The organism is Rhodococcus sp. P4_B6 (assembly GCF_056402215.1).
In genome coordinates, this window is record NZ_JBFUHV010000056.1 from 33,885 (window position 1) to 53,206 (window position 19,322).

General features: G+C 64.7%; 17 protein-coding genes. 7 read left to right on the forward strand and 10 right to left on the reverse strand.

Features of this window, described 5'->3' with window-relative positions:
• Positions 1-689: 689 nt before the first annotated feature.
• A complete protein-coding gene (locus tag AC1DWT_RS24920; protein WP_206014056.1) occupies positions 690-1,118 on the forward strand; it encodes a hypothetical protein in 429 nt (142 codons plus the stop codon).
• 16 nt (positions 1,119-1,134) lie between these two features.
• On the opposite strand, the gene AC1DWT_RS24925 is transcribed toward AC1DWT_RS24920, so the two are convergent.
• The 6 genes from AC1DWT_RS24925 to AC1DWT_RS24950 form a co-directional block, all read right to left on the reverse strand.
• Positions 1,135-1,857 (reverse strand): FadR/GntR family transcriptional regulator, encoded by a 723-nt coding sequence (locus AC1DWT_RS24925; RefSeq protein WP_206014057.1) that lies wholly within the window; start codon positions 1,855-1,857, stop codon positions 1,135-1,137.
• A 430-nt stretch (positions 1,858-2,287) separates the two neighbouring features.
• Positions 2,288-4,654, reverse strand: coding sequence for an ATP-binding protein (locus tag AC1DWT_RS24930; RefSeq protein WP_477922612.1), 2,367 nt, complete (start codon positions 4,652-4,654; stop codon positions 2,288-2,290).
• 172 nt (positions 4,655-4,826) lie between these two features.
• Positions 4,827-5,123, reverse strand: a complete 297-nt coding sequence (locus AC1DWT_RS24935) for a Dabb family protein (protein ID WP_206014058.1) — start codon at positions 5,121-5,123, stop codon at positions 4,827-4,829.
• A 12-nt stretch (positions 5,124-5,135) separates the two neighbouring features.
• On the reverse strand, positions 5,136-6,179 hold the full coding sequence (locus AC1DWT_RS24940; RefSeq protein WP_477922614.1) for a ketopantoate reductase family protein: 1,044 nt from the start codon (positions 6,177-6,179) through the stop codon (positions 5,136-5,138).
• Positions 6,180-6,198: 19 nt separating this feature from the next.
• Positions 6,199-7,122 (reverse strand): VOC family protein, encoded by a 924-nt coding sequence (locus tag AC1DWT_RS24945; protein ID WP_206014060.1) that lies wholly within the window; start codon positions 7,120-7,122, stop codon positions 6,199-6,201.
• Positions 7,123-7,186: 64 nt separating this feature from the next.
• Entirely contained in the window at positions 7,187-7,651 is a 465-nt protein-coding gene (locus tag AC1DWT_RS24950) for a cupin domain-containing protein (RefSeq protein WP_133988261.1), read from the reverse strand.
• 176 nt (positions 7,652-7,827) lie between these two features.
• Here AC1DWT_RS24950 and AC1DWT_RS24955 point away from each other — a divergent pair, with 176 nt between their 5' ends.
• The 3 genes from AC1DWT_RS24955 (at position 7,828) to AC1DWT_RS24965 (ending at position 9,937) form a co-directional block, all read left to right on the forward strand.
• Positions 7,828-8,673, forward strand: a complete 846-nt coding sequence (locus AC1DWT_RS24955) for a fumarylacetoacetate hydrolase family protein (RefSeq protein WP_206014061.1) — start codon at positions 7,828-7,830, stop codon at positions 8,671-8,673.
• Positions 8,674-8,725: 52 nt separating this feature from the next.
• Entirely contained in the window at positions 8,726-9,127 is a 402-nt protein-coding gene (locus AC1DWT_RS24960; protein ID WP_082764510.1) for a cupin domain-containing protein, read from the forward strand.
• A gap of 135 nt (positions 9,128-9,262) precedes the next feature.
• On the forward strand, positions 9,263-9,937 hold the full coding sequence (locus AC1DWT_RS24965; RefSeq protein ID WP_206014062.1) for a GntR family transcriptional regulator: 675 nt from the start codon (positions 9,263-9,265) through the stop codon (positions 9,935-9,937).
• 73 nt (positions 9,938-10,010) lie between these two features.
• Here the strand turns inward: AC1DWT_RS24965 and AC1DWT_RS24970 are convergent, their stop codons facing one another.
• The 4 genes from AC1DWT_RS24970 to AC1DWT_RS24985 all read right to left on the reverse strand — a co-directional run bounded on the left by AC1DWT_RS24970 (position 10,011) and on the right by AC1DWT_RS24985 (position 14,090).
• Positions 10,011-10,580, reverse strand: coding sequence for an NADPH-dependent FMN reductase (locus AC1DWT_RS24970; RefSeq protein WP_241031407.1), 570 nt, complete (start codon positions 10,578-10,580; stop codon positions 10,011-10,013).
• A gap of 72 nt (positions 10,581-10,652) precedes the next feature.
• Positions 10,653-11,564 (reverse strand): alpha/beta fold hydrolase, encoded by a 912-nt coding sequence (locus AC1DWT_RS24975; protein ID WP_206014063.1) that lies wholly within the window; start codon positions 11,562-11,564, stop codon positions 10,653-10,655.
• 13 nt (positions 11,565-11,577) lie between these two features.
• Positions 11,578-13,101, reverse strand: a complete 1,524-nt coding sequence (locus AC1DWT_RS24980) for an amidohydrolase family protein (RefSeq protein WP_206014064.1) — start codon at positions 13,099-13,101, stop codon at positions 11,578-11,580.
• On the reverse strand, positions 13,098-14,090 hold the full coding sequence (locus AC1DWT_RS24985; protein ID WP_206014065.1) for a sugar ABC transporter substrate-binding protein: 993 nt from the start codon (positions 14,088-14,090) through the stop codon (positions 13,098-13,100). Before AC1DWT_RS24985 ends, AC1DWT_RS24980 begins: the two co-directional genes overlap by 4 nt.
• A 487-nt stretch (positions 14,091-14,577) precedes the next feature.
• Here AC1DWT_RS24985 and AC1DWT_RS24990 point away from each other — a divergent pair, with 487 nt between their 5' ends.
• The 3 genes from AC1DWT_RS24990 to AC1DWT_RS25000 are packed head-to-tail and all read left to right on the forward strand — an operon-like array spanning position 14,578 to position 18,619.
• Positions 14,578-16,140: a sugar ABC transporter ATP-binding protein gene (locus AC1DWT_RS24990; protein ID WP_206014066.1), complete on the forward strand. Its 1,563-nt coding sequence runs from the start codon at positions 14,578-14,580 to the stop codon at positions 16,138-16,140.
• Entirely contained in the window at positions 16,137-17,183 is a 1,047-nt protein-coding gene (locus tag AC1DWT_RS24995) for an ABC transporter permease (protein ID WP_206014067.1), read from the forward strand. Before AC1DWT_RS24990 ends, AC1DWT_RS24995 begins: the two co-directional genes overlap by 4 nt.
• A 35-nt stretch (positions 17,184-17,218) precedes the next feature.
• Entirely contained in the window at positions 17,219-18,619 is a 1,401-nt protein-coding gene (locus AC1DWT_RS25000) for an amidohydrolase family protein (protein WP_206014068.1), read from the forward strand.
• Positions 18,620-19,322: the final 703 nt, after the last annotated feature.

Consider the following 19,322-nt stretch of genomic DNA (forward strand, 5'->3'; position numbering starts at 1 on the left):
GACCACCTGGCCCTGATCCGGCCGCATGATCCGATTCCCGACATCGACGGTCGGCCGTGGCGGTTCACCACCCGTCAGTTTCGCCGCACCGTCGCCTGGCACATCGCCCGGCAACCGTTCGGTGTCGTCGCCGGAAAAATCCAGTACAAATATGTTCGCGTCGCCATCTTCGAGGGCTACGCCGGCACCTCGGCCTCCGGCTTTCGCTCCGAGGTAGAGGACGAACGCGCGCTCGCCCAACTCGACTCCTTCCTCGACCAGTACGAAGACTTCATCGCCGGTGTCCGCACCCCACCACGGCTGGCCGAGCAATTCGGCCAGATCCGGGCCGAACTCGGCGACCTCCCCGGCCGGGTGGTCGACCGCGCCCGTGTCCGTGCAATGCTCGCCAACACCGCCCGCACCTACTTCCCGGGCATACTCAACGACTGCTATTTCGACCCCGCCACAGCGCTCTGTCTCCCGCAACCCTCGGCAGCCACGGAGCCGGTAACCAACCACTGCCGACCCGAACTGTGCCGCAATTCCTGCGTCACCACCGCCCATGCCCCCGCCATCCGCACCGTCATCGCCGACGCCACCGAACTGATGGCAGTTCAACGACTCTCCGCACCCCAGCGGGACGCCCTGAAGAAGGAAATCTCCACGATGACCTGCCTCCTCGCACCGATCGACGGGGAGAGCCCAGCGTGACGGGCGTCAGCACGGCGACCGAGCAGGCGTTGGAGACCGCTCTCGATCGGCTGCTGTCGGGGCAACCGCTACGGACCGACGGGGCCTTGACCGTCGCGGGCCTCGCCCGCGAGGCGGGTGTTTCCCGGGCCACGGCCAACCGCGCCGGCCGTACCATCGAACGCTTGCGCGCCGCAACTACGACAAGCCAGACCCACAGCGGCACGAACCCCGAGTCTCTGCGACAACGGATCCGCACGCTGGAAACGGAACTCGCGGCCCGAACACGCCGCGAAAGCAGAGAAGTCGGCGCACTTCGCCAACGGGCACATATCCTCGCCCAACACGTCCAAGCTCTCACCTTGGACAACGAAGCCCTGCGTAAGACACTGGCCGACCACGACCTCCTGCACCAACTCCCACCCCACGCGGCCCCCGTGGATTGACCTCCACGGATCTCGCTCAGGATGCCGCTTTCGGGGGTTGAGAGATGTTGTGCTTGTGAATAAGGCGCATCGCCCCGGTGCGATCACGCGTATCGAGGGCGTCGACGAGATCGACGTCGACTTGGTGGAGCTCAGCGAGATACTCCGCCAGTGGTTTCCGGCCGACCGGATGATCGGGCGCGGTAGGCGACTCGACCACCTCCAGCAGACTGAGGTAGATCGACTTCAGGATCGCGTTGGGGCTCACCCGGGCGATCGCGGCGTGCAGTTCCCCGTGCGCTCGGACGAAGGCGGTTGCGTCGCCGTCGTCGGCGGACTGCCGCATGACGCCAAGGGCAGTGCGCATGCGGGCGATATCGACGGCGGAACTGTGATCGAGTGCGTACTCGATCACAAGGGGGTCGAGAGCGTCCCTTACGCGGACGACGTCGGCGAAATTTCCTTCCGCCGCACCGCGGGAGAGGATGGAGTCTCCAAGACGAGCAATGGGGGTTCGTGCGGCTGCGAACAGCCCCCCGCCGGGACCTGACCGGACGGTAATGACCCCACGGGACTGCAGGATGCGGAGGGCCTCGTTGAAAGTACTCTTGGCCACGCCACACTGCTCCTGAAGTTCCTTCTTCGTACCCAGCCGCGCCCCCTGAGGTGCCCGTTCCGCGAGTTGACCGATCGCCAGCGCAGCCTGCTCGGGACGGCTCAGCGCCGCATCCTTCAGCATGCGCTGCGCAAGATCGGTCATCGTGCCTCCGCTTATCGTGTGGTCCCATCTTGCCGCACTAATCATGCTCAATAGCGATCGATACGACTCGGATCGTGACGGTGAGGTCGGGTTACACGATCGTGCACATAGTGACGATGCTCAATACTCAAAACCGGAGGAACGGCCGACAACATGCAGGAGGCAACTCTCGATGTCGCGACGTCGATGCTCGTTGGGACCGATGCCACCCAGCCGGGCGATAAACTCCCGGCCGTGTCGTAGGTGTCGGGAACATCGACAAATGGGCGGTCACGGTCGAATCGCGTAAGCGAGTGCCACCGCCACCCACTATGGATGGAGGATCGCCGATCGTCTCGGCCGCCAGCGCGCGTACATGTGCAGAGCCAATGACCGATAGCGGCAGAAGAAAGCACGGTATGAGGGTCCGTACGCTCTGCGTGCAACACGGTTAGGGACGCTGACTCTTCCCCTGCTCGACTACCCAAGCAGCAATCTGGGCGCGGGAGGTGAAGCCTAGCTTGGCAAGAACGTGTTCGACATGCCCCTGCGCTGTGCGTTGTGCGATCACAAGCTCGCCAGCGATCGCTTTGTTGGTGAGACCCTGAGCTATGAGACCGGCAACCTCGCGTTCTCGTTTCGTCAGGCTGATCCGGTTGCGAGGTGAGTCAGTGGGCGCATGCACGTGTTCGTCGATGGCATAGGTGACGGCGTCCGCGCATATTGCACGTGCTCCTCGGCGGAAGGATGCTGCGAAGGCTCGGTCGCCGAGGGCGGAGCGGCTCTGTCGTTCGCACTGCTTGTGAAAAACGACCATTCCTGGAAGGTGGACGCTGGGGCTACCGACCGCATTCCATCGTGAGTGGGCAGCACCCATCAATACGGCTGCGCGCTGCGCCCGGCGTTCGCCGGCGGCGATCCAGGCCAACCCTTCTAGGCACCAAGCGGACGCAAGTGGGTCATCGACGACACGAAGAATTCGCAGGCTCTGTTTGAGGAGATCCGCCCCTCGAGCCGTATCCCCCGACCGCCACCAGGCCAAACCGAGAGCCCACAGGGCGTAGATCCGGTAGACCTGCTCTTGGCGGGGTTCGGTAACAGCCAGTATTTCTGCGTGGCAGGCAGCGGCGCGGGTGAAGTCTCCGAGCAGGCAACGTGCGAGCCCTAGTCCTTGCAACGCACCAATTCTGAAGAGGAGACCATTTTGATCCGCGTGGAATGCTGCGAGAGCGTTCTCGAAGGCCTCGACTGCTTGACGGTGATCACTCTGGTGAAGAGCCAACTGCCCGGCGGTGTACGCGACAAACCCGCAGATGTCGGTATCACCGGTGTCCTCGGCAATACCGCGGAGTGAGTCGAGCAGCGATGCGGCCTTCGGCAGGTTCCCTTGCCTGTCAGCGAGGACACTGTCCGCGCAGAGGGCTTTCGCCAGATCTACGGTGGGCTTTCCGTCGTGCAGGTTCAGCGATTGGTCCAGCCATCGTTGCCCCTCGGTGAGGAGCCCACGGCAGAACCAGAATGGGTACAAGGCGGCACTGATCTCGAGTGCCGCGGCTTCCTCACCCGGGACAGCGAGACAGAAGCCGATCGCGTCGCGTAGGTTGGGCAGTTCCCGAGTCAGCCGTGCAATCCACTCCACTTGCTGAGGGCCAATCCATTCGGCCTCCGCACGCAGCACCAGTTGCCGGTACCAATCCCTATGTTTGCGCTGAAGGGGCTCGTGGTCGGCGGCCTTCTGCAGCTTCTCCCGCCCGTAGTCCCGAAGTGTGTCGAGCAGCCGATAACGCACACTGCGACCGACTTCCTCCCGAATCAGTATCGACTTGTCGATCAGCGAAGCAACGACGTCCAACGTGGTCTCTGGAGCCGTTTCGCTGGCGCAAATACTTTCTGCCGCATCCAGTTCGAAACTACCGGCGAATACTGAGAGTCGGCCCCACATGTCGCGTTCTGCTACCGAGCACAGGGCGTAGCTCCAGTCGATGCACAACCGCAGCGTCTGCTGTCGTGTGGGAGCCCTACGGGTTCCTGCTGTCAGTATCTGGTAGCGGTCGGAGAGTCGTTGGAGGATCTGTTCAGCAGACATCACACGCAGTCGTGCCGCCGCCAGTTCGATCGGTAATGGAAGGCCGTCCAACCGCTGACAGATCTGCGTAATTGCAACCCGGTTCTGCTCGGTGAGGCCGAATTCGGGCACTTCGGCGACTGCTCGCTCCGCGAACAGCGTTATGGCGTCGTATCCGGGGAGCCCTTGAAGGGACGGARCGTGGCCGGTTCCGGGAACTGCCAGCGGTGGAATCCGCAATACGACCTCACCGCCGATCCCGAGTGGTTCACGACTCGTTGCAAGGATCCGAAGTTCGGCGCAATTTCGCAGAAGAGTCTCCGCGAACTCTGCAGCCGCATCGACTAGGTGTTCACAGTTATCGAGAACCAGCAGAAACCGCTGATCCGCGAGATGCTTTATGAGAAGTGGGAGGGCGGCGGTCGGTGATTGCTCATACAGTCCCAGGTCCGTCACCACCGCGTCTGCGATCATTGCTGAGTTCTGCAGCTCGCCCAGTTCGATCAGCCAGAGTCCGTCGAACGCCCGCCGCGCATCCGCAGCAACTCGCAGAGCCGTCCGTGTCTTACCGACCCCACCGATCCCGGTGAGGGTCACCAACCGCGACTTCGCCAGCTGTTGTTTGGCATAGGCAATTTCGCGGCGGCGTCCTACGAAACTCGTGAGTTCGAAGGGTAAGTTTCCAGTCTTGCAACGAACGGCGGGCGGCATCACATGCTCACTCTCAAACAATCCCCCGTCGAATTTCGGCACCCCGGGACTGCCGCACTCAGCCGATCATCACCACCTTCCCGTGTCGGCTTCGTTGCCAGCGACACGCTGAGACCGGACCGCGTCCAGCCTGGTTTATCTTGCTGCCTGGACATTCGGCGCTATCGGTCCGAATACACCATGCCGGTTGTCTTCGTCGGTCGTGTCAGTCAGGTCAGAGTTCGAACTGTGCCGCGGAGCGAGTGACGAGGTACGGACGCGCGAACTCGGTGATGATCGCTTGATGCTGCGGATGGCTCGTATAGGCCTCGAGCGCGGTCATCGAGTCGAAGGTGGCGGCAATGGCGAAGTCCGCGTTCGACTCGTGTAGCCCGAGATCGATGCCGCAGGTGTAGGACAGGATCCCTGGGCGGCCGTCGACGAACTCGGTGAGGCGTTGTTCGAGTTGCGGCATCACCTCTTCGGGGAGGTCGGCGGTGAAGCTCAGCGTGACGATGTGGCAGATCGGCATCTGCGGTCCTTTCTATTTCACGGTCGAGAGGCCGGCGCGTTCGATGAGCATCGGTGCGACGTCCGGTCCTGCGGTGAGGGTGCCCTGTTCGACGGCTTCCGCGATGTCGACCACGGCGCTGTTGACGGGTGCTGTGCCACCGAGTCGGAGTTGTTCACGTACGACGTGACCGTTGATCTCGTGGACCTCGCTGCAGCGGCCCTTGAGCCAGTCCTGGAGGACGGTGGTCTTCTGGCCCGGGATCGAGTACACGTCGTGCACCACGTCGAGCAATGCTGCGGCGAACCGGTCGGGCTCGGTGAGATCGGCTTTGGTCATCCCGATGATCGGCCGCAACGTGTGCCCGAGTTGCAGGGCTGTTCGCACTGCTTCGTTTCCGGCTTCGATCATGAGGTCGTGCATGCCCGGGACCTGCACAGCTTCCATGACGGTCATGTTCAGGACTGCGGAGGTGACCAGTTCGGTGCTGTTGGCGACCAGCTTCATCCATTTGGAGGAGCGGATGTCGTCGGATACTTCGACGCGCCCGGCGTGGGCCAAGATCGCGGCGATGTCGGCGGCGCGTGCGTGGGCGCGTTCTTCGATGCCCCCGACCGCGAACCAGGACTGTTCGCGGGGGGTGTCCCGGTTGACGATGCCGGGCTCGAACATGTTCGAGGCAATTTCGATGACGCTACCGAGGGTGCGGTGGGCGCCGAGGACGTCGGCCATCGGGTCGATGGTCATGCCGTTCTGGATGCCGACGACTATTCCGTCGTCGGCGAGGACGGGTTTGACGAGTTCACTGGCCCAGCGGGTGTCGTAGGCCTTCATCAGGATCAGGACGACGTCGAATTTGTCGCGGAAGGTGGCGACGTCGCAGAGGTTGAACGCCCGGACCGGGGTGAGTTCGGTGCAGTGGGGCATCCGCACTTCGACGCCTCGGGTGCGCATTGCCTCGACGTGTTCGGGCCATTGCTCGATTAGGGTGACGTCGAGTCCGGCTCGGGTGAGGTCGGCGCCGATGGAGGCACCGTTGGCTCCGCTGCCGAGTACGGCGATTTTGGTGTCGACCATTGCTATCTGCCTTTTCTGGTCACGGGGTCATCGAGTGGGTGCCGGCCATCAGTCCGGCGAGGTCGTCCGGGTTGATGAACGACGGCGGCGGCGTTGGTCCCCAGTTGAATAGGCCCTTGGCTCCCTCGAGGATTTCGGGAGTCCATAGCTGGTCCTCGACGATGCAATCCATGTCGGAGAAGTACTCGCTGAAGTTTCCGGCCGGGTCTTTGAGGTACCAGAAGAAGTTGCTGCCGGCGTGGTGCCGGCCGAGTCCCCAGACGTGCCGCTCGGGGTGGTCTTCGAGCATGCGTTGGGCGCCGCGACCGATGTCGTCGATGTCGTCGACCTGCCAGGAAGTGTGGTGCAGATACGTCACCGGCGCTTCGAGGACCAGCAGATTGTGGTGATCGTTCGAACAACGCAGGAACGCGCCTTTGTCCTTGATGAAGTCACTCGCGCGGAACCCGAGTCCTTCGACGAAGAATCGGGTCGAGGCGGCCAGATTGGTCGTGCCGACGACGGCGTGGCCGAGCTTGCGTGGATGGACACGGTCGGTTCGCAAAATGCCCGGGGCCCGGCCCGCGCGATCGATCCGGCCGGGACCGTTGTATACGGTGGCGGGCACGGTGGGCTGCGTTCGGCGTGGCGCCACCCGCAGCGTTGCCGTCACCCCTGTCGTGAGGTCGACCGAGGTCAATGCGTGTGCAGTCCGCTCGAACTCGATGTCGAGCCGGTGCAGGTTGTGTGCCACACGATCGAGGTCGTCCTCGTCGTCGACATCGACTCCGAGTTCGATCAGCCGGCGGGTCGGTGCGCCGGTCACCTGGAGCTGCCGACCTCCGTCAGTGGTGCGGAACCATCCGTCCGAATCGGGGGTGAGGCCGAATTCCTCGTAGTAGCTCCGTGTTTCATTCACGTTGGGCACGCCAATGACCACGGATGCAAGTCGATGCAGTGACATCAGTTCTCCTCGTCGATGCCGACGTACCGTGCGGTGGTGGCGTCGGATTGCTGGTGGTGGAGTGTTATTCGGACACTCCGTGCTTGGCGCACAGTTCGGCGGACCATCCCTCGACAGGGCTCACCTGGAAGCGCTCGAGTAGCGCTGCGCGTGCCTGTGCGTCTCCGGAGGCGGTGACTTCGGCCATGCCGGCGAGGTATTGGTCGAAGTTCCCTGGGCTGGTGATCTCGAGCATTTCGACGTCCACCGCACCGGAGTTCCACACCGCGTGGGGTAATCCTTTGGGGCGGTACACCGTCTCACCGGCGGATGCGGTCCATTCCTCGTCTCCGACGCGGACGCCCAGCTCTCCGCTGAGAACCACGATGACCTGGTCTTCGTTGACGTGGATGTGTGGCCAGAACAGGCTGCCGGCCTTCACGGTCTGCCGGACCACGCAGTACGCGCCGCCGACCATGTCGCCGGTGATCTCGAAGGTGGTTTCCAGCGGGCCGGCCAGCACGGTGGTCCCTCGAACGATGTCGCTCACGTCGAACTCCTCGAAGTCTTGTTTCGTCGTGACAGTTCGCTGCCATTGACTATGTTCGAAGCTTATTGTTATTTTCGAAACATGGCAAGCATTACGTTCGACGGTTCGAGTGCGCCATCCCACCCAGGCGGCGACCGGGTCACCGGCCTCCGTTCCTCGACATCCAGGAGAAATTCATGAAGATCGCCAGCATCGGCGGCCGCCTGTCACTGGTGACCGGACCGAGCACCGCCGTCGACGTCAACAAGGCCAGTGGAGGCGTCTTCGATGCCGACCCGCAGTCGATCTACGAGCGGTGGGACGAGTTCACGACGTGGGCGGCGACCGCGGAGCTGTCCGAGTCGATCGAGTTCGCCCCCGCCGATCTGCAGGCCCCGGTGCCGACACCGCGCCAGATCTTCGCGATTGGCCTCAACTACCGTGACCACGCCGACGAGTCCGGTTTCACCGTCCCGGAAGCGCCCACGGTGTTCACCAAGTTCGTCTCGTCTGTGACAGGGCCGAACACCACCGTGACCCTGCCAGCCGATGGCAACACCGACTGGGAGGTGGAGCTGGTCGCCGTGGTCGGTCGCACCGCCCACGACGTCTCTGAAGCGGAGGCGTGGTCCCATGTCGCAGGCCTGACGGTGGGACAGGACCTGTCTGAGCGCAAGGCTCAGTTCGTCGGCCCGGTGCCCCAGTTCAGCCTGGGCAAGTCCTTTCCCGGGTTCAGTCCAACCGGGCCGTGGGTGGTCACGCTCGACGAGGTCGACGATCCCGCCGACCTCGAACTCGGGTGCACGATCAACGGTGAACAGATGCAGCTCGGTCGCACCCGAGACCTCGTCTTCTCTGTGCCGAGCCTGATCGCGAAGCTCTCGGCGATCGTGACGCTGCTTCCCGGCGACCTGATCTTCACCGGAACACCGGCCGGCGTGGGTGTCGGGCGGGACCCGAAGGTGTTCCTCCAGCCCGGCGACACCTTGGTGAGCTGGGTGGACGGCATCGGCACACTCACGCAAACGATGACACGGGCCTGATTCAGGCGGCGCAGATCAACCCCACATCAATACGAGCACAAGGAGTTTGGCCATGCACGTTTGGTCCATCGATATGGAGTCGGTTCCCGAACACCGCGGGACCGCGACCACCAAATACATGATCCCGAAAGAAGCGCAGGAGTCGGAGACTACCGGCACGTACATGGCCCTGGCCGGGGTTTTCCAGGTGCAGGCCGGCGAGGAACTCAAGGCGCACCAGCACCCGACGCACGAGTACTGGTTCGTCATCCAGGGTAAGGGCGTGATGCAGATCGCCGACGAGGCCCGCGTCATCACGGTCGGCGACCTGATCTACACCCCGCCGAACACCCCGCATCAGGTAATCGCAGATCCATCCGGCGACTTCCGCGCCTTCGTATACGCGCTCGGCTATCCCGGTCAGGGATCGCAGCACATCGACGTCGACCTCACCCCGGTCGCGCTCACCGAGTGATCCGGCGGGCTCGCATCGGCTGACATCCACCGCGAGCCAGCCCAGGACACTGCCCGATGGCCACCATACCGAAGTGGCCATCGGGCACACTTATTCGAAAATGCTAGTAATGTTCGATTGTGATAGGGTGTTGCGATGAGCGAGAAACGTACGCGGCAGCAGGTCGCCTACGACGCTCTGCGCGCGGACGTTCTCTCCGGCCGCCTCGAACCCGGCCAGAAACTCCCGTTCGCAGAGATGTGCGAGAGGTATGGCACCAGCGTCGGCGTGATACGAGAGGCACTGACCCGCTTGGTGGGCGAGGGCCTGGTACAGAGCGTCCCGCAGATCGGGTTCACCGTGACGCCGCTTTCGCGCAGCGACCTTCTGTGGCTGACCGACGCGCGGTGTGAGATAGAGATCCTCGCACTCCGGCGGGCGATCCGCGACGGCGACGTGACGTGGGAATCGTCGGTTCTCGCCATCCACCATCAGCTCGAGCGGTGTCCTCAGATGGATCCCGACGATCCTGCACGTTTCAACGAGCGGTGGGCACAGTTGCATGCCTCGTTCCATGAGACCCTGCTCGCCGGCTGTGAGAATCCGCGGCTTCGCCGGACTGCGAACGATTTGCGTGCCGCCGCCGAGTTGTACCGGCGCTGGTCGGTGCCGCTGGGGCATTCTTCCGATCGCGACATCGCGAAGGAGCATCGCGACATCGTCGAGGCGGTCCTTGCCCGGGACACGGAGTTGGCAGCGGCATTGCTGCACCGCCATATCTCCTTGACCACGGAATTCCTTCTGTCGACGGACAGCTCGATCGCCGACTGACCGGTTCCTCCGACACGAACATACGAGAGGGCCCGTCCACATCGGACGGGCCCTCTCGTATGTTCGTTATCGGTCAGGTCCGCATGGCCGCGACCGCCGGGGTCCAGCTCGCCAATTCTCCGAGCATGGCGTCGGCAGACGCAATGAGAGCCTCGGTCGGTTCGAACCCGCCCTCATCGGTGATGAGCTTGCCGACGAAGGCGATGTTCACCGAAGAGAACACCGGCACCATGCTCAGCGTGGTGAGGACCTGCTTGAGCATCTGAACCGCCCGAGTGCCTCCCGCGATCCCACCGTAACTGACGAAACCCGCTGCCTTGTAATGCCATTCGCTGTAGAGATAGTCGATGGCGTTCTTCAGGGCGGCGTTGAATCCGTAGTTGTACTCCGGGGTGACGAAGACGAACGCGTCGCCGCGGGCTATCACTTCGCTCCATCGTTTGGTGTGGGCATGCGAGTACTGCCCGAGCCGGGGATGCGCCGGCTCGTTGAACATGGGCAGGTCGATCTCGGCGAGGTCGACGATCTCAATCTCGAAGCCGCCGTGGTCGGTGGCATGGTGGGCGAACCACTGCGCGACCGGAAGTCCCACGCGGCCCGGCCGGGTGCTGGCAACGATGATCTGGAGAACGGGCAAGGACACGGGATCTCTTCCTGAACAGGATCGTTCCGCGGGGGCGGGTACCGGGCGGAGTCGGGTGAAGGCCGGGGCCAGCTAGCTGGCCGGGGTGCCGGCATGGTCGGAGAGGAAATCCATGAGCGCGGCGGTGGTCTCCGCGGGACTTTCCTCGGGGTTGAAATGGCCGCCCGGTACCTCGACACCGAGGATGTGCGGGGCAAAGGTGCGGCGCCAGACATCGACGGTGGCTTCGGGTGCCTTACCGAGGAACGCCTCGCCCCAGATCACTAGCGCCGGGCACGCAACCGTGGCACCCGCGTCGAGGTCGGCGCGGTCGAGTTGCGGGTCGATTCCGGCGCCGGCGCGGTAGTCCTCGCAGTAGGCGAGAATCCGTGCAGGATCACGCCAGTCGCTCCGATACTCGTTCATCACGTCGTCGCCGAGTTCGTCGACCGTTCCGGAGGCGGTGTGGGCGGCGACCAGCTTTTCGAGTAGGTCGGGAGCCATCGCGTCCTCGGCGTCGGTCCCCTCTGCGGCGAACACCCGCCAGTGCGGGGTGAAGTTCGGGTCCACCGCCATGTTGTCCCAGATCACCGGGGTCGGATAGTTGTCGCAGATGACGAGCGCGTCCACCGCCTCCGGGGTGTCGAGGGCCAGCCGGTATCCGACGAGGGCGCCGCGGTCGTGGCCGACCACCGAAAATCGGTCGTGCCCGAGCGCTGCCATGAACGCAACGACCTCAGCGGCCATCGTGCGTTTGGAGTACCCCACGTGCTCGGGGTCGCCGGGAGCTGCCTGCGACCGCCCATACCCCTTGAGGTCGAGGCAGACGACCCGAAATCGGGTAGCCAGGGTCGGGGCCACCATGTGCCAGCACAGGTGCGATTGCGGGAATCCGTGCAGAAGAACGACAGCGGCGCCGTCTGCGGGGCCGCCGACCCGGGCGAACAGCTCGACGCCGTCCACCGTGGAAGTCACGGAGTCGAATCCGGGAAAGAAGTCGGTCATTGGGTGCTTCCTGTCAGCTCTCGAGCAGGTCATGTTGTTGGTGATCGACGAACGAGGCCAGGTGATCGAACGCCGGCCGGGTGTTGCCCGCGGGGCGGAGCGGGTCGACGGTCCATCCGGTACGGTCCGCGAGGTGGTCGCGTGAGGCGGTCAGGCGCCGCCGGATCGCGTCGATGTCCGCGCCGACGAGATCCCGCCGCCATTTGCGCAGCCGCCCGGCGATGAACACGGTGTCGACGTGACTGGCGTCGACACCCTGCACGATCGTCCCGATCGCATTGTTGAGGGGCATGTTGGTGATGTCCTCGGCCCGCAGCGCGACGATGTCCGCGGCACGTCCCGGTGTCAGTGAACCGGTCACCGCGCCGAGACCGTTGTCGCGGGCACCTTGGACGGTGGCGAACTCGAGGACATCCCGGTTGGTGAGCATCTCCGGGCAGTCGGTGTCCCCGCGGTAGCGGCGCATCGCGGTCCCCATCCGCTGGGTCATCAGGGTCGAGCGCATCTGGGTGAACATGTCTCCGGCGAGGGAGATCTCGACGTCGACACTCAGGCTGGGGCGGATACCGTGGTCGAGGGCGGTCTGGATCGGAGGCAACCCGGTCGCGATGCCGATCTGCTCGTCCGAGGTCGTCGCAAGCGTGACGTGGGTGCCGCTGGCGGCGAGCATCCTCCATACCTCGTCCGGAAGGTCGGTGCAATGAATCAGGGTGACATCCGGGCCTAGCAGGCCCTCGCGGGCGAGTTCGCCGATCTCGGGCGCGGCACCGGCTCCCAGCACACCGTCGAAGGTGATCCCGAGACCCTCGCTCCGGGCGATCGACAGCAACTCCCGCACCGGACGGACCCGGCTGATGTCCAGGCCCATACGGATACTGTGCCGTGAATCCGCTGCGCCGCAGTGCCGCTCACGGATCCTGGTGAGATCGGCCGGCCACTGCTCCTCCCACGCGCCGGCGTTGGGGGCGGCCGAGGCGTGCACCGCGCGGATACCCGACTCACGGTAGGCGTCGAACACCGCATCCGAGTGCGCGCCACTCCGCGAATTGTGGGAGAAGTCGACCACGGTGGTCACGCCCTGGTCGATCGCGCCGAGGGTGGTGGCCAGAACACTGATGTGCATGTCCTCGGGCCGGTAATGCATGGCCATACCGCCGTGCGTGGTGGCGACGTACGAGTCGAGATCGGCGTCGGCGATCAGCCGACGGAACGCGTTCTGCCAGCAGTGCCGGTGATTGTCGATCAATCCGGGCATCACGATCATCCCGGCCATGTCCACGATGACGGCGTCGGGACCGGCGCAGTCGAGCAGGTCGGGGCCAATCCCGGCGATCTGCTCGCCCTTGATCAGCACGTCGCCGGGGTGCAGGTCACCGATCTCCGGGTCCATGGTGATCACAGTGGCGCCGCGCAACAGGACGGGGCGACCGGCGCCGGTGTCGCTGCGTTCGCCGGCGAGGATGCGCGTGCGCAGATGCGCGGCCTCGGAGTCGGTGATGTCGTAGTACGCCCGCGGCGCCGGTCGCTCGGTGATCATTCAGACTGTCCCGTCCACATCGAGGTGTAGATGTTCTTGAAGTCGAAACTCGGTTCCCAGCTTCCTTCGGCCGGAAGGTTGTGGTCCTTGTCGAGGAAGACCCATCCGCCGCCCTCGCTGGGCAGTGACTTGGGATCCTCGCCGGCGAAAACGCGGTTCAGGGTGTTCGCCAACCCCCACGAGGCGAGCTCGTACGGTACAGGTGTCTCTGAAGTCTGCCGCCCTTCCCGCACCAAGTCGAGGTTCAGACCTTCACCACCGGCCGTGATGCCGCGGAAACCAGACTGTTGCAGCGCGCTCTGCAGCCCCAGACCCATCAGCGAATCAATACTGAAGGAGACCGCGGCCGCGTCCTTGTTCTGCAGCAGCGCCGAGTTCCAGACCGCGGTCGCCTCCTTCGGCACCTGAGAGAACGTGAACGGAACGTCGACGATCTCGCAGGCGGGGCAGGAGATCTTCATCTGGTCGATGAAGCCCTCGTGCGAGTAGGCGTGCGGGCGCTGCGAGGTCTCGTGGATCTCGAGCACCTTGCCCTGGCCACCGAGCAGCGCTGCGAGATACTCGGCGCGTGCACCGCCCCAGGCCCGGTAGTAATCAGCGACCTTTGTCGAACCCATGACATTCAGGCTCGCGGTGAACAACTCCTCACCACCGCCGAAGGCGGGATCGTCACAGTCGATGGAGGTGTATTGCACCACCGGGATCCCCGCGGCCCGCGCCTCTTTCAACCCGGAATTGATGCCGGGACAGTCGAGCGAGAACAACGCGATCCCATCCACGCGGGCCGCGACCGCCTGCTTGATCAACGAGGTGGCCACCGACGGGTCAGCCTTGCTGTCGACCAGGTTGGTGTTCCAGCCGAGCTGTTTCGCGGCATCGGTGAAGCTGGAGGCCAGGATGGAACAGGCCTGGTAGGACTGACCGCACGAGATCACCCAGACATTCTTTCCGGGCTGGGCCACTGGCCCGGTGCGGGTCGGTTCCTGCATCGCGGTGCCGTCGTATCCCGCCTGCAGTGCCTCGGCCTGTTCGGGGGTGAGGTCGGCGTTGACTGTCGAAGTGTCCGGTGTATCCGAACCGACGGTGGTGCAGCCGGATACGAGCGCGAGCGCCGCGGCACCCGCGGCGAGGGCGCGCCCCGCGCCAAGGAGCCGGCGGGACCGGCCCGTACGCGGCGGGGTCCCGACTCGTGAGAAGTACTTCATGGGGGTCTCCATCGACAGCGCTGCGGCAGATCCGCGCGCGGGCAAGACAGGGAGGCTTCGCACCCTGTGCTGGATTGAGTCCGACCGCACTGTGGTCGGACTCACTTTCTAGCACGTCATTTTGATAACAACAAGTACTTTCGAAATCTTGACTTACCTTCGATTCTGTTTAGACTCGTTGGTGAGCCGCGTCACTGCTATCGCCAGACGCGGCCCAGAACACAGACCGCTCCGCTTCGAAAGTTCCTCTACCTACCTGGAGTACGGCACCATGACTGCACCCCCTGCCGCCACGGAGAACAGGCGAGTCGCCGTCTCCGTCGAGAATGTGTCGAAGACCTTCCCCGGCGGACGAGCCCTCGACCAGGCCACGTTCAACATCCGCGCCGGCGCGGTCCACGGACTGGTGGGCGGTAACGGCAGCGGCAAATCGACCCTGGTCAAGTGCCTCGCCGGTGTCCAACCCGCGGATCCGAACGGTGGCGCCATCACCGTCGGCACCACCACCGTCGCCGCATCGGAGGTGACCCCGTCCTGGTCGCGACACGCTGGCCTGCGTTTCGTCCACCAGAATCCAGCGGTGTTCGCCACCCTCGATGTAGCCGAGAACCTCGCCGCAGGCGAACCACTGCCGCTCCGCTACGGCCGAGTCGACCGAGCCGCGCTGCACTCGCGTGCACGGACGCTGCTCGACTACTTCGACATCGACATCGCCACCACCGAGACGGTCGGCGAACTGCGTCTGGCCGATCAGACGATGATCGCGATCGCCCGGGCACTGCAGGATCACGTCACCGGGCGGGCACCGGTGTCCGCCATCGTGCTCGACGAGCCGACGGCCGCACTGCCCGAGGAGGAAGTCGCCGTGCTGCTCGACGCCGTCCGCAGGGTCGCGGCCGCCGGCGTCGCCGTCGTCTACATCAGCCACCGCCTCGACGAAATCCTGACCCTGTGCACCGACCTGACCGTGCTACGCGATGGTCAGCACATCACCACCACGACCACCGACGACCTCACCGAAAAGACACTGATCTCCCACATCGTCGGTCGCCCCCTCGACGAGGTCTTCCCCAAGTCCAAGACCCGCAGCGCTCTCGGCCCGGTCGTCGCCTCCCTCCGAAATGTGTGCGCCCCCGGTGTGAACGGCGTCGACCTCGATGTCTACGGCGGCGAGATCCTCGGGATCGCCGGCCTTCTCGGGTCCGGCCGCTCGGAACTACTGCAAGTTCTGTTCGGCAGCAATCCCGCGTCAGCCGGGACCGTCACCGTCGACGGCGACACCGTTGCCATCCCCTCCCCGCGCCGCGCGATGGACCTCGGGATCGCGTACGTGCCCGAGCACCGCGACCTGGAAGCAGCGTTCCCCGATCAGACCGTGGCGCAGAATATCTCGGCGGCCAGCCTCTCTGCGGTCAGCACCCTCAACCGACTCAGCCGACGACGCGAACGCACCCTGGCTCGACGGTCGATCACCGATTACGCCATCCGCACCCGAAACGACAGCGCGTTGATGTCGTCCCTGTCCGGCGGCAACCAGCAGAAGGTGATCCTGGCACGCTGGATGAGCCGATCCCCGCGCCTACTGCTTCTCGACGAACCCACCCAGGGCGTCGACGTCGGCGCCCGTACCGACGCCTACGCCCTGATCCGCCGCGCGGTCACCGCCGGCGCCGCGGCCATCCTTGTCAGCTCCGATTTCGAGGAACTCGCCGATATGTCCGATCGCGTCCTGGTCCTCGACAACGGACGCATCACCGCCGAGGTCTCCGGACACGACCTCGACCGCCACACCCTCACCGAACTCGTTTTCACCACCAAGGAGCAGTCAGCATGACCACCGTCGAGCCGACCCTCGAGCATCCCTCGCCCACCGAACCGCGGCCGACGACGACACCGACCACTGCCCGCTCCGCGCTGTCGAGCACACTCGAAAAGTTCGGGCTGCCACTGCTGTTCATCCTCGTCGTCATCGTCTTCACGATCCTGCTACCGCAGACATTCGCCTCCAGCGGCAACTGGCGGACCATCGCCACCTCACAGTCGGTCCTCGCCGTCGTCGCTATGGCTCTGCTCTTCCCCCTGGTGACCGGCCGGTTCGACATCTCCGTCGGCGCCAACACCGGACTGTGCTCGATCGTCGCCGCCGCCATCATGGCCGACTTCGACCTCCCCGTGATCGTGGCCATCGCCGCGGCCGTCCTGGTCGGCAGCACCATCGGAGTGATCAACGGCCTGCTGGTCGCCTATCTGGGCATCAACTCGATCATCACCACTCTCGGCGTGTCTACCGTGATCGGCGGCATCGTCCAGGCCTACACCAAAGGCATCCCCATCAGCGCCGGCCTCTCGCCTTCACTGACCGGGCTGAGCAACCAACTGTTCATCGGCATTCCCGTGCTGTTCGTGCTCATGCTGGTCATCGCCGCCGCCGTGTGGTTCGTCCTCGAACAATCCGTCCCCGGGCGCAACCTCGCTTCGGTCGGCTCGAGCGAGAAGGCCGCCGCGTTGATCGGTCTCCCGGTCCGGCGGACGGTCCTGCTGAGCTTCGTCGCCGCGGGCCTGCTCGCCGGAATCGCCGGTGTCCTCCAGATCGCCAGCCAGGGCAACGGCAACCCGCAGGTCGGCGGCATCGGCTTCATGCTGCCCGCCCTCGCCGCGGTGTTCCTGGGCGCAACCACCATCAAACCGGGCACCTACAACCTGATCGGGACCGTGATCGGACTCTTCTTCGTCGGTACCGCCATCAGCGGACTGTCCCTCATGGGCGTCGAACCGTGGATCACCGACGTCTTCAACGGCATGGCGGTCATCATCGCAGTCGGACTGTCCGCGGTCTTCCGCCGCCGACGCACCGGCGCAGCAGCCATCGGCCAGTAAGCACCACCGACAAATTCCGAGGAGAAGGTACGAACATGAACGCGCGCACAGTCTTCCGCGACGCCACCGTGATCTCGATGGACCCGGCAATCGGCACCCTCGAGAACGCCGATGTCCTGGTCGAGAACGACACGATCGTCCACGTCGGTCCCGGCCTCGGAGCGGTCGACGCCCAGGAGATCGACGGTACTGGCGCCATTCTCACCCCCGGATTCGTCGACACCCACCGGCACCTGTGGCAGTCCTCGATCAAAGGTGTCTTCGCCGACTGGACGACTCTGCAGTACATGCACGGTATCCGCCTGCACATCGCCCCCATGGTCACCGCCGACGACACCTACACCGCCACCTACGCCGGCGCCCTCGAATGCCTCAACAACGGCGTGACCACGGTGCTGGGCTACGAACACAACGTCAACACCACCGAGCACGCCTTTGCCGGCGCACAGGCCATGGTCGACGCCGGCGTGCGCGGCGTCTACGCCCTCGGTATGGGGCAGGCCCCGCTCGCGCCGCGCGTCTTCAGCCGCACCGCCGACTACATTCCGGTCCTCGACAAACTCCGGGACCAGTTCTTCACCTCCGCCACCGCGCGGGTCCAACTCGGCGTCGCCCCCGTCGAGCTGTTCATGGCATCCGAAGACGTTGTCGCCGAGCAGTTCGCACTAGCCCGCTCATTCGGCGCTACCCTCACCCTGCACATCAACGCGGTCCAGAACAGTGTCGGCGAGATCGCGCGCCTGGCGAAGGCAGGGCTCATCGCGTCCGACGTCGTCTTCGTGCACGGTGAAGCCAGCACCGACGACGAATACCGTCAGGTCGCCGACGGCGGCGCCGCCATCTGCGCCTGCGTCGAAGCTGAGATGGCCATGGCACAGGGCGAGCCGTCTCTGCGGAAACAGCGGGAATTCGGCCTGGCACCCACCGTTGGCGTCGATTCCGTCGGATGCTGCGGCGGCGGCGTAATCGCCCAAGTCCGGATGGGAATGCAGATCGTGCGCCTCGCCGACGCGCATGCGCAACTCGCCGCAGGACACAACCCCGAAGCGGTTTCCGTCACCGCGCACGAGGCGCTCGAGTGGGGCACCATCAATGGCGCCAAGGCGCTCGGCATCGACTCCCGTATCGGGAGTATCACCGTCGGCAAACAGGCCGATCTCGTGCTCTTCCGCACCACATCACCGGACATGGCCGGCTACCTGCGTTCCAATCCCGCAGCCGCCGTCGTCACCCAATCTTCTGCCGCCGACATCGACACCGTCATGGTCGCAGGAGACATCGTCAAACACGACGGCAAACTTCGCGACCCCGGCTGGGGCACCCAGCGCTCCCGGCTGACCGACTTGGCCGACCGAATCGCCGAACAGGCAAGACAGACCGACGGCTCCCTCATCCCCAGCCCACCGCCACAACTACCGACCGAACAGGGCTGGTGATACCAAACCCAGCAGCACAGCCTGTAGGCAGGTCGAGGGGAGCGACCCGCCGAAGAAGCCAGGCGCCCCGGAACGCAATCATCACATTCCACAGCCCGGAACCCCGACAGTGAGTGGTCACGCATGCCCGAGCACCCCGCACACCCGATCCCTCCCCACCACGGCCGAACATTCCCAACCGGCACAACCAAACCACTGCACACGGTCGATGACGACGTCGCCCGGTACCGGCACCTGCGACAACGCCGCCAACGACTGCGCCGACAAACCCACGACTGGCAAACCGGACACAGCGACACCGACGCAGTCATCGAGTTCGCACACGCGTGGGCACCCTACGGCGGAGCGCCTGACGAAGAGATCTTCGTCAGATTCGGGATGTCCGTCGACCGCTTCATCGAGACGCTCTGGCGCATACTCGAAAACTGCCTTTTCGCACCCCCGTTCATCGATGAACTCGCCGAGGTCTACCAACCCTCACGCCACTAAGGGATCGCGAGGAATTAACGTCGCTTTTAATGATGATGGCGTTACCGTTGTGGCATGGCGGATGCGGCAGAGGCGCTGGGATGGCGTTACGAGACTATTCGTGGGCACTTGAACGAGCGCCAACGTCGGGTGTGGCTGGGGGTCGAGGCCGCGCAGCTCGGTCCCGGTGGTGTGGCGATCGTGGCCTCCGCGACGGGTGTGGCCGCCGATACCG

Excerpts from the sequence above, each read along its gene's own strand:
- AC1DWT_RS24925 (WP_206014057.1), bottom strand. The coding sequence starts at position 1,857 with ATGACCGATCTTGCGCAGCGCATGCTGAAGGATGCGGCGCTGAGCCGT.
- AC1DWT_RS24935 (WP_206014058.1), bottom strand. The coding sequence starts at position 5,123 with ATGCCGATCTGCCACATCGTCACGCTGAGCTTCACCGCCGACCTCCCC.
- AC1DWT_RS24940 (WP_477922614.1), bottom strand. The coding sequence starts at position 6,179 with ATGGTCGACACCAAAATCGCCGTACTCGGCAGCGGAGCCAACGGTGCC.
- AC1DWT_RS24945 (WP_206014060.1), bottom strand. The coding sequence starts at position 7,122 with ATGTCACTGCATCGACTTGCATCCGTGGTCATTGGCGTGCCCAACGTG.
- AC1DWT_RS24955 (WP_206014061.1), top strand. The coding sequence starts at position 7,828 with ATGAAGATCGCCAGCATCGGCGGCCGCCTGTCACTGGTGACCGGACCG.
- AC1DWT_RS24960 (WP_082764510.1), top strand. The coding sequence starts at position 8,726 with ATGCACGTTTGGTCCATCGATATGGAGTCGGTTCCCGAACACCGCGGG.
- AC1DWT_RS24965 (WP_206014062.1), top strand. The coding sequence starts at position 9,263 with ATGAGCGAGAAACGTACGCGGCAGCAGGTCGCCTACGACGCTCTGCGC.
- AC1DWT_RS24975 (WP_206014063.1), bottom strand. The coding sequence starts at position 11,564 with ATGACCGACTTCTTTCCCGGATTCGACTCCGTGACTTCCACGGTGGAC.
- AC1DWT_RS24980 (WP_206014064.1), bottom strand. The coding sequence starts at position 13,101 with ATGATCACCGAGCGACCGGCGCCGCGGGCGTACTACGACATCACCGAC.
- AC1DWT_RS24985 (WP_206014065.1), bottom strand. The coding sequence starts at position 14,090 with ATGCAGGAACCGACCCGCACCGGGCCAGTGGCCCAGCCCGGAAAGAAT.
- AC1DWT_RS24990 (WP_206014066.1), top strand. The coding sequence starts at position 14,578 with ATGACTGCACCCCCTGCCGCCACGGAGAACAGGCGAGTCGCCGTCTCC.
- AC1DWT_RS24995 (WP_206014067.1), top strand. The coding sequence starts at position 16,137 with ATGACCACCGTCGAGCCGACCCTCGAGCATCCCTCGCCCACCGAACCG.
- AC1DWT_RS25000 (WP_206014068.1), top strand. The coding sequence starts at position 17,219 with ATGAACGCGCGCACAGTCTTCCGCGACGCCACCGTGATCTCGATGGAC.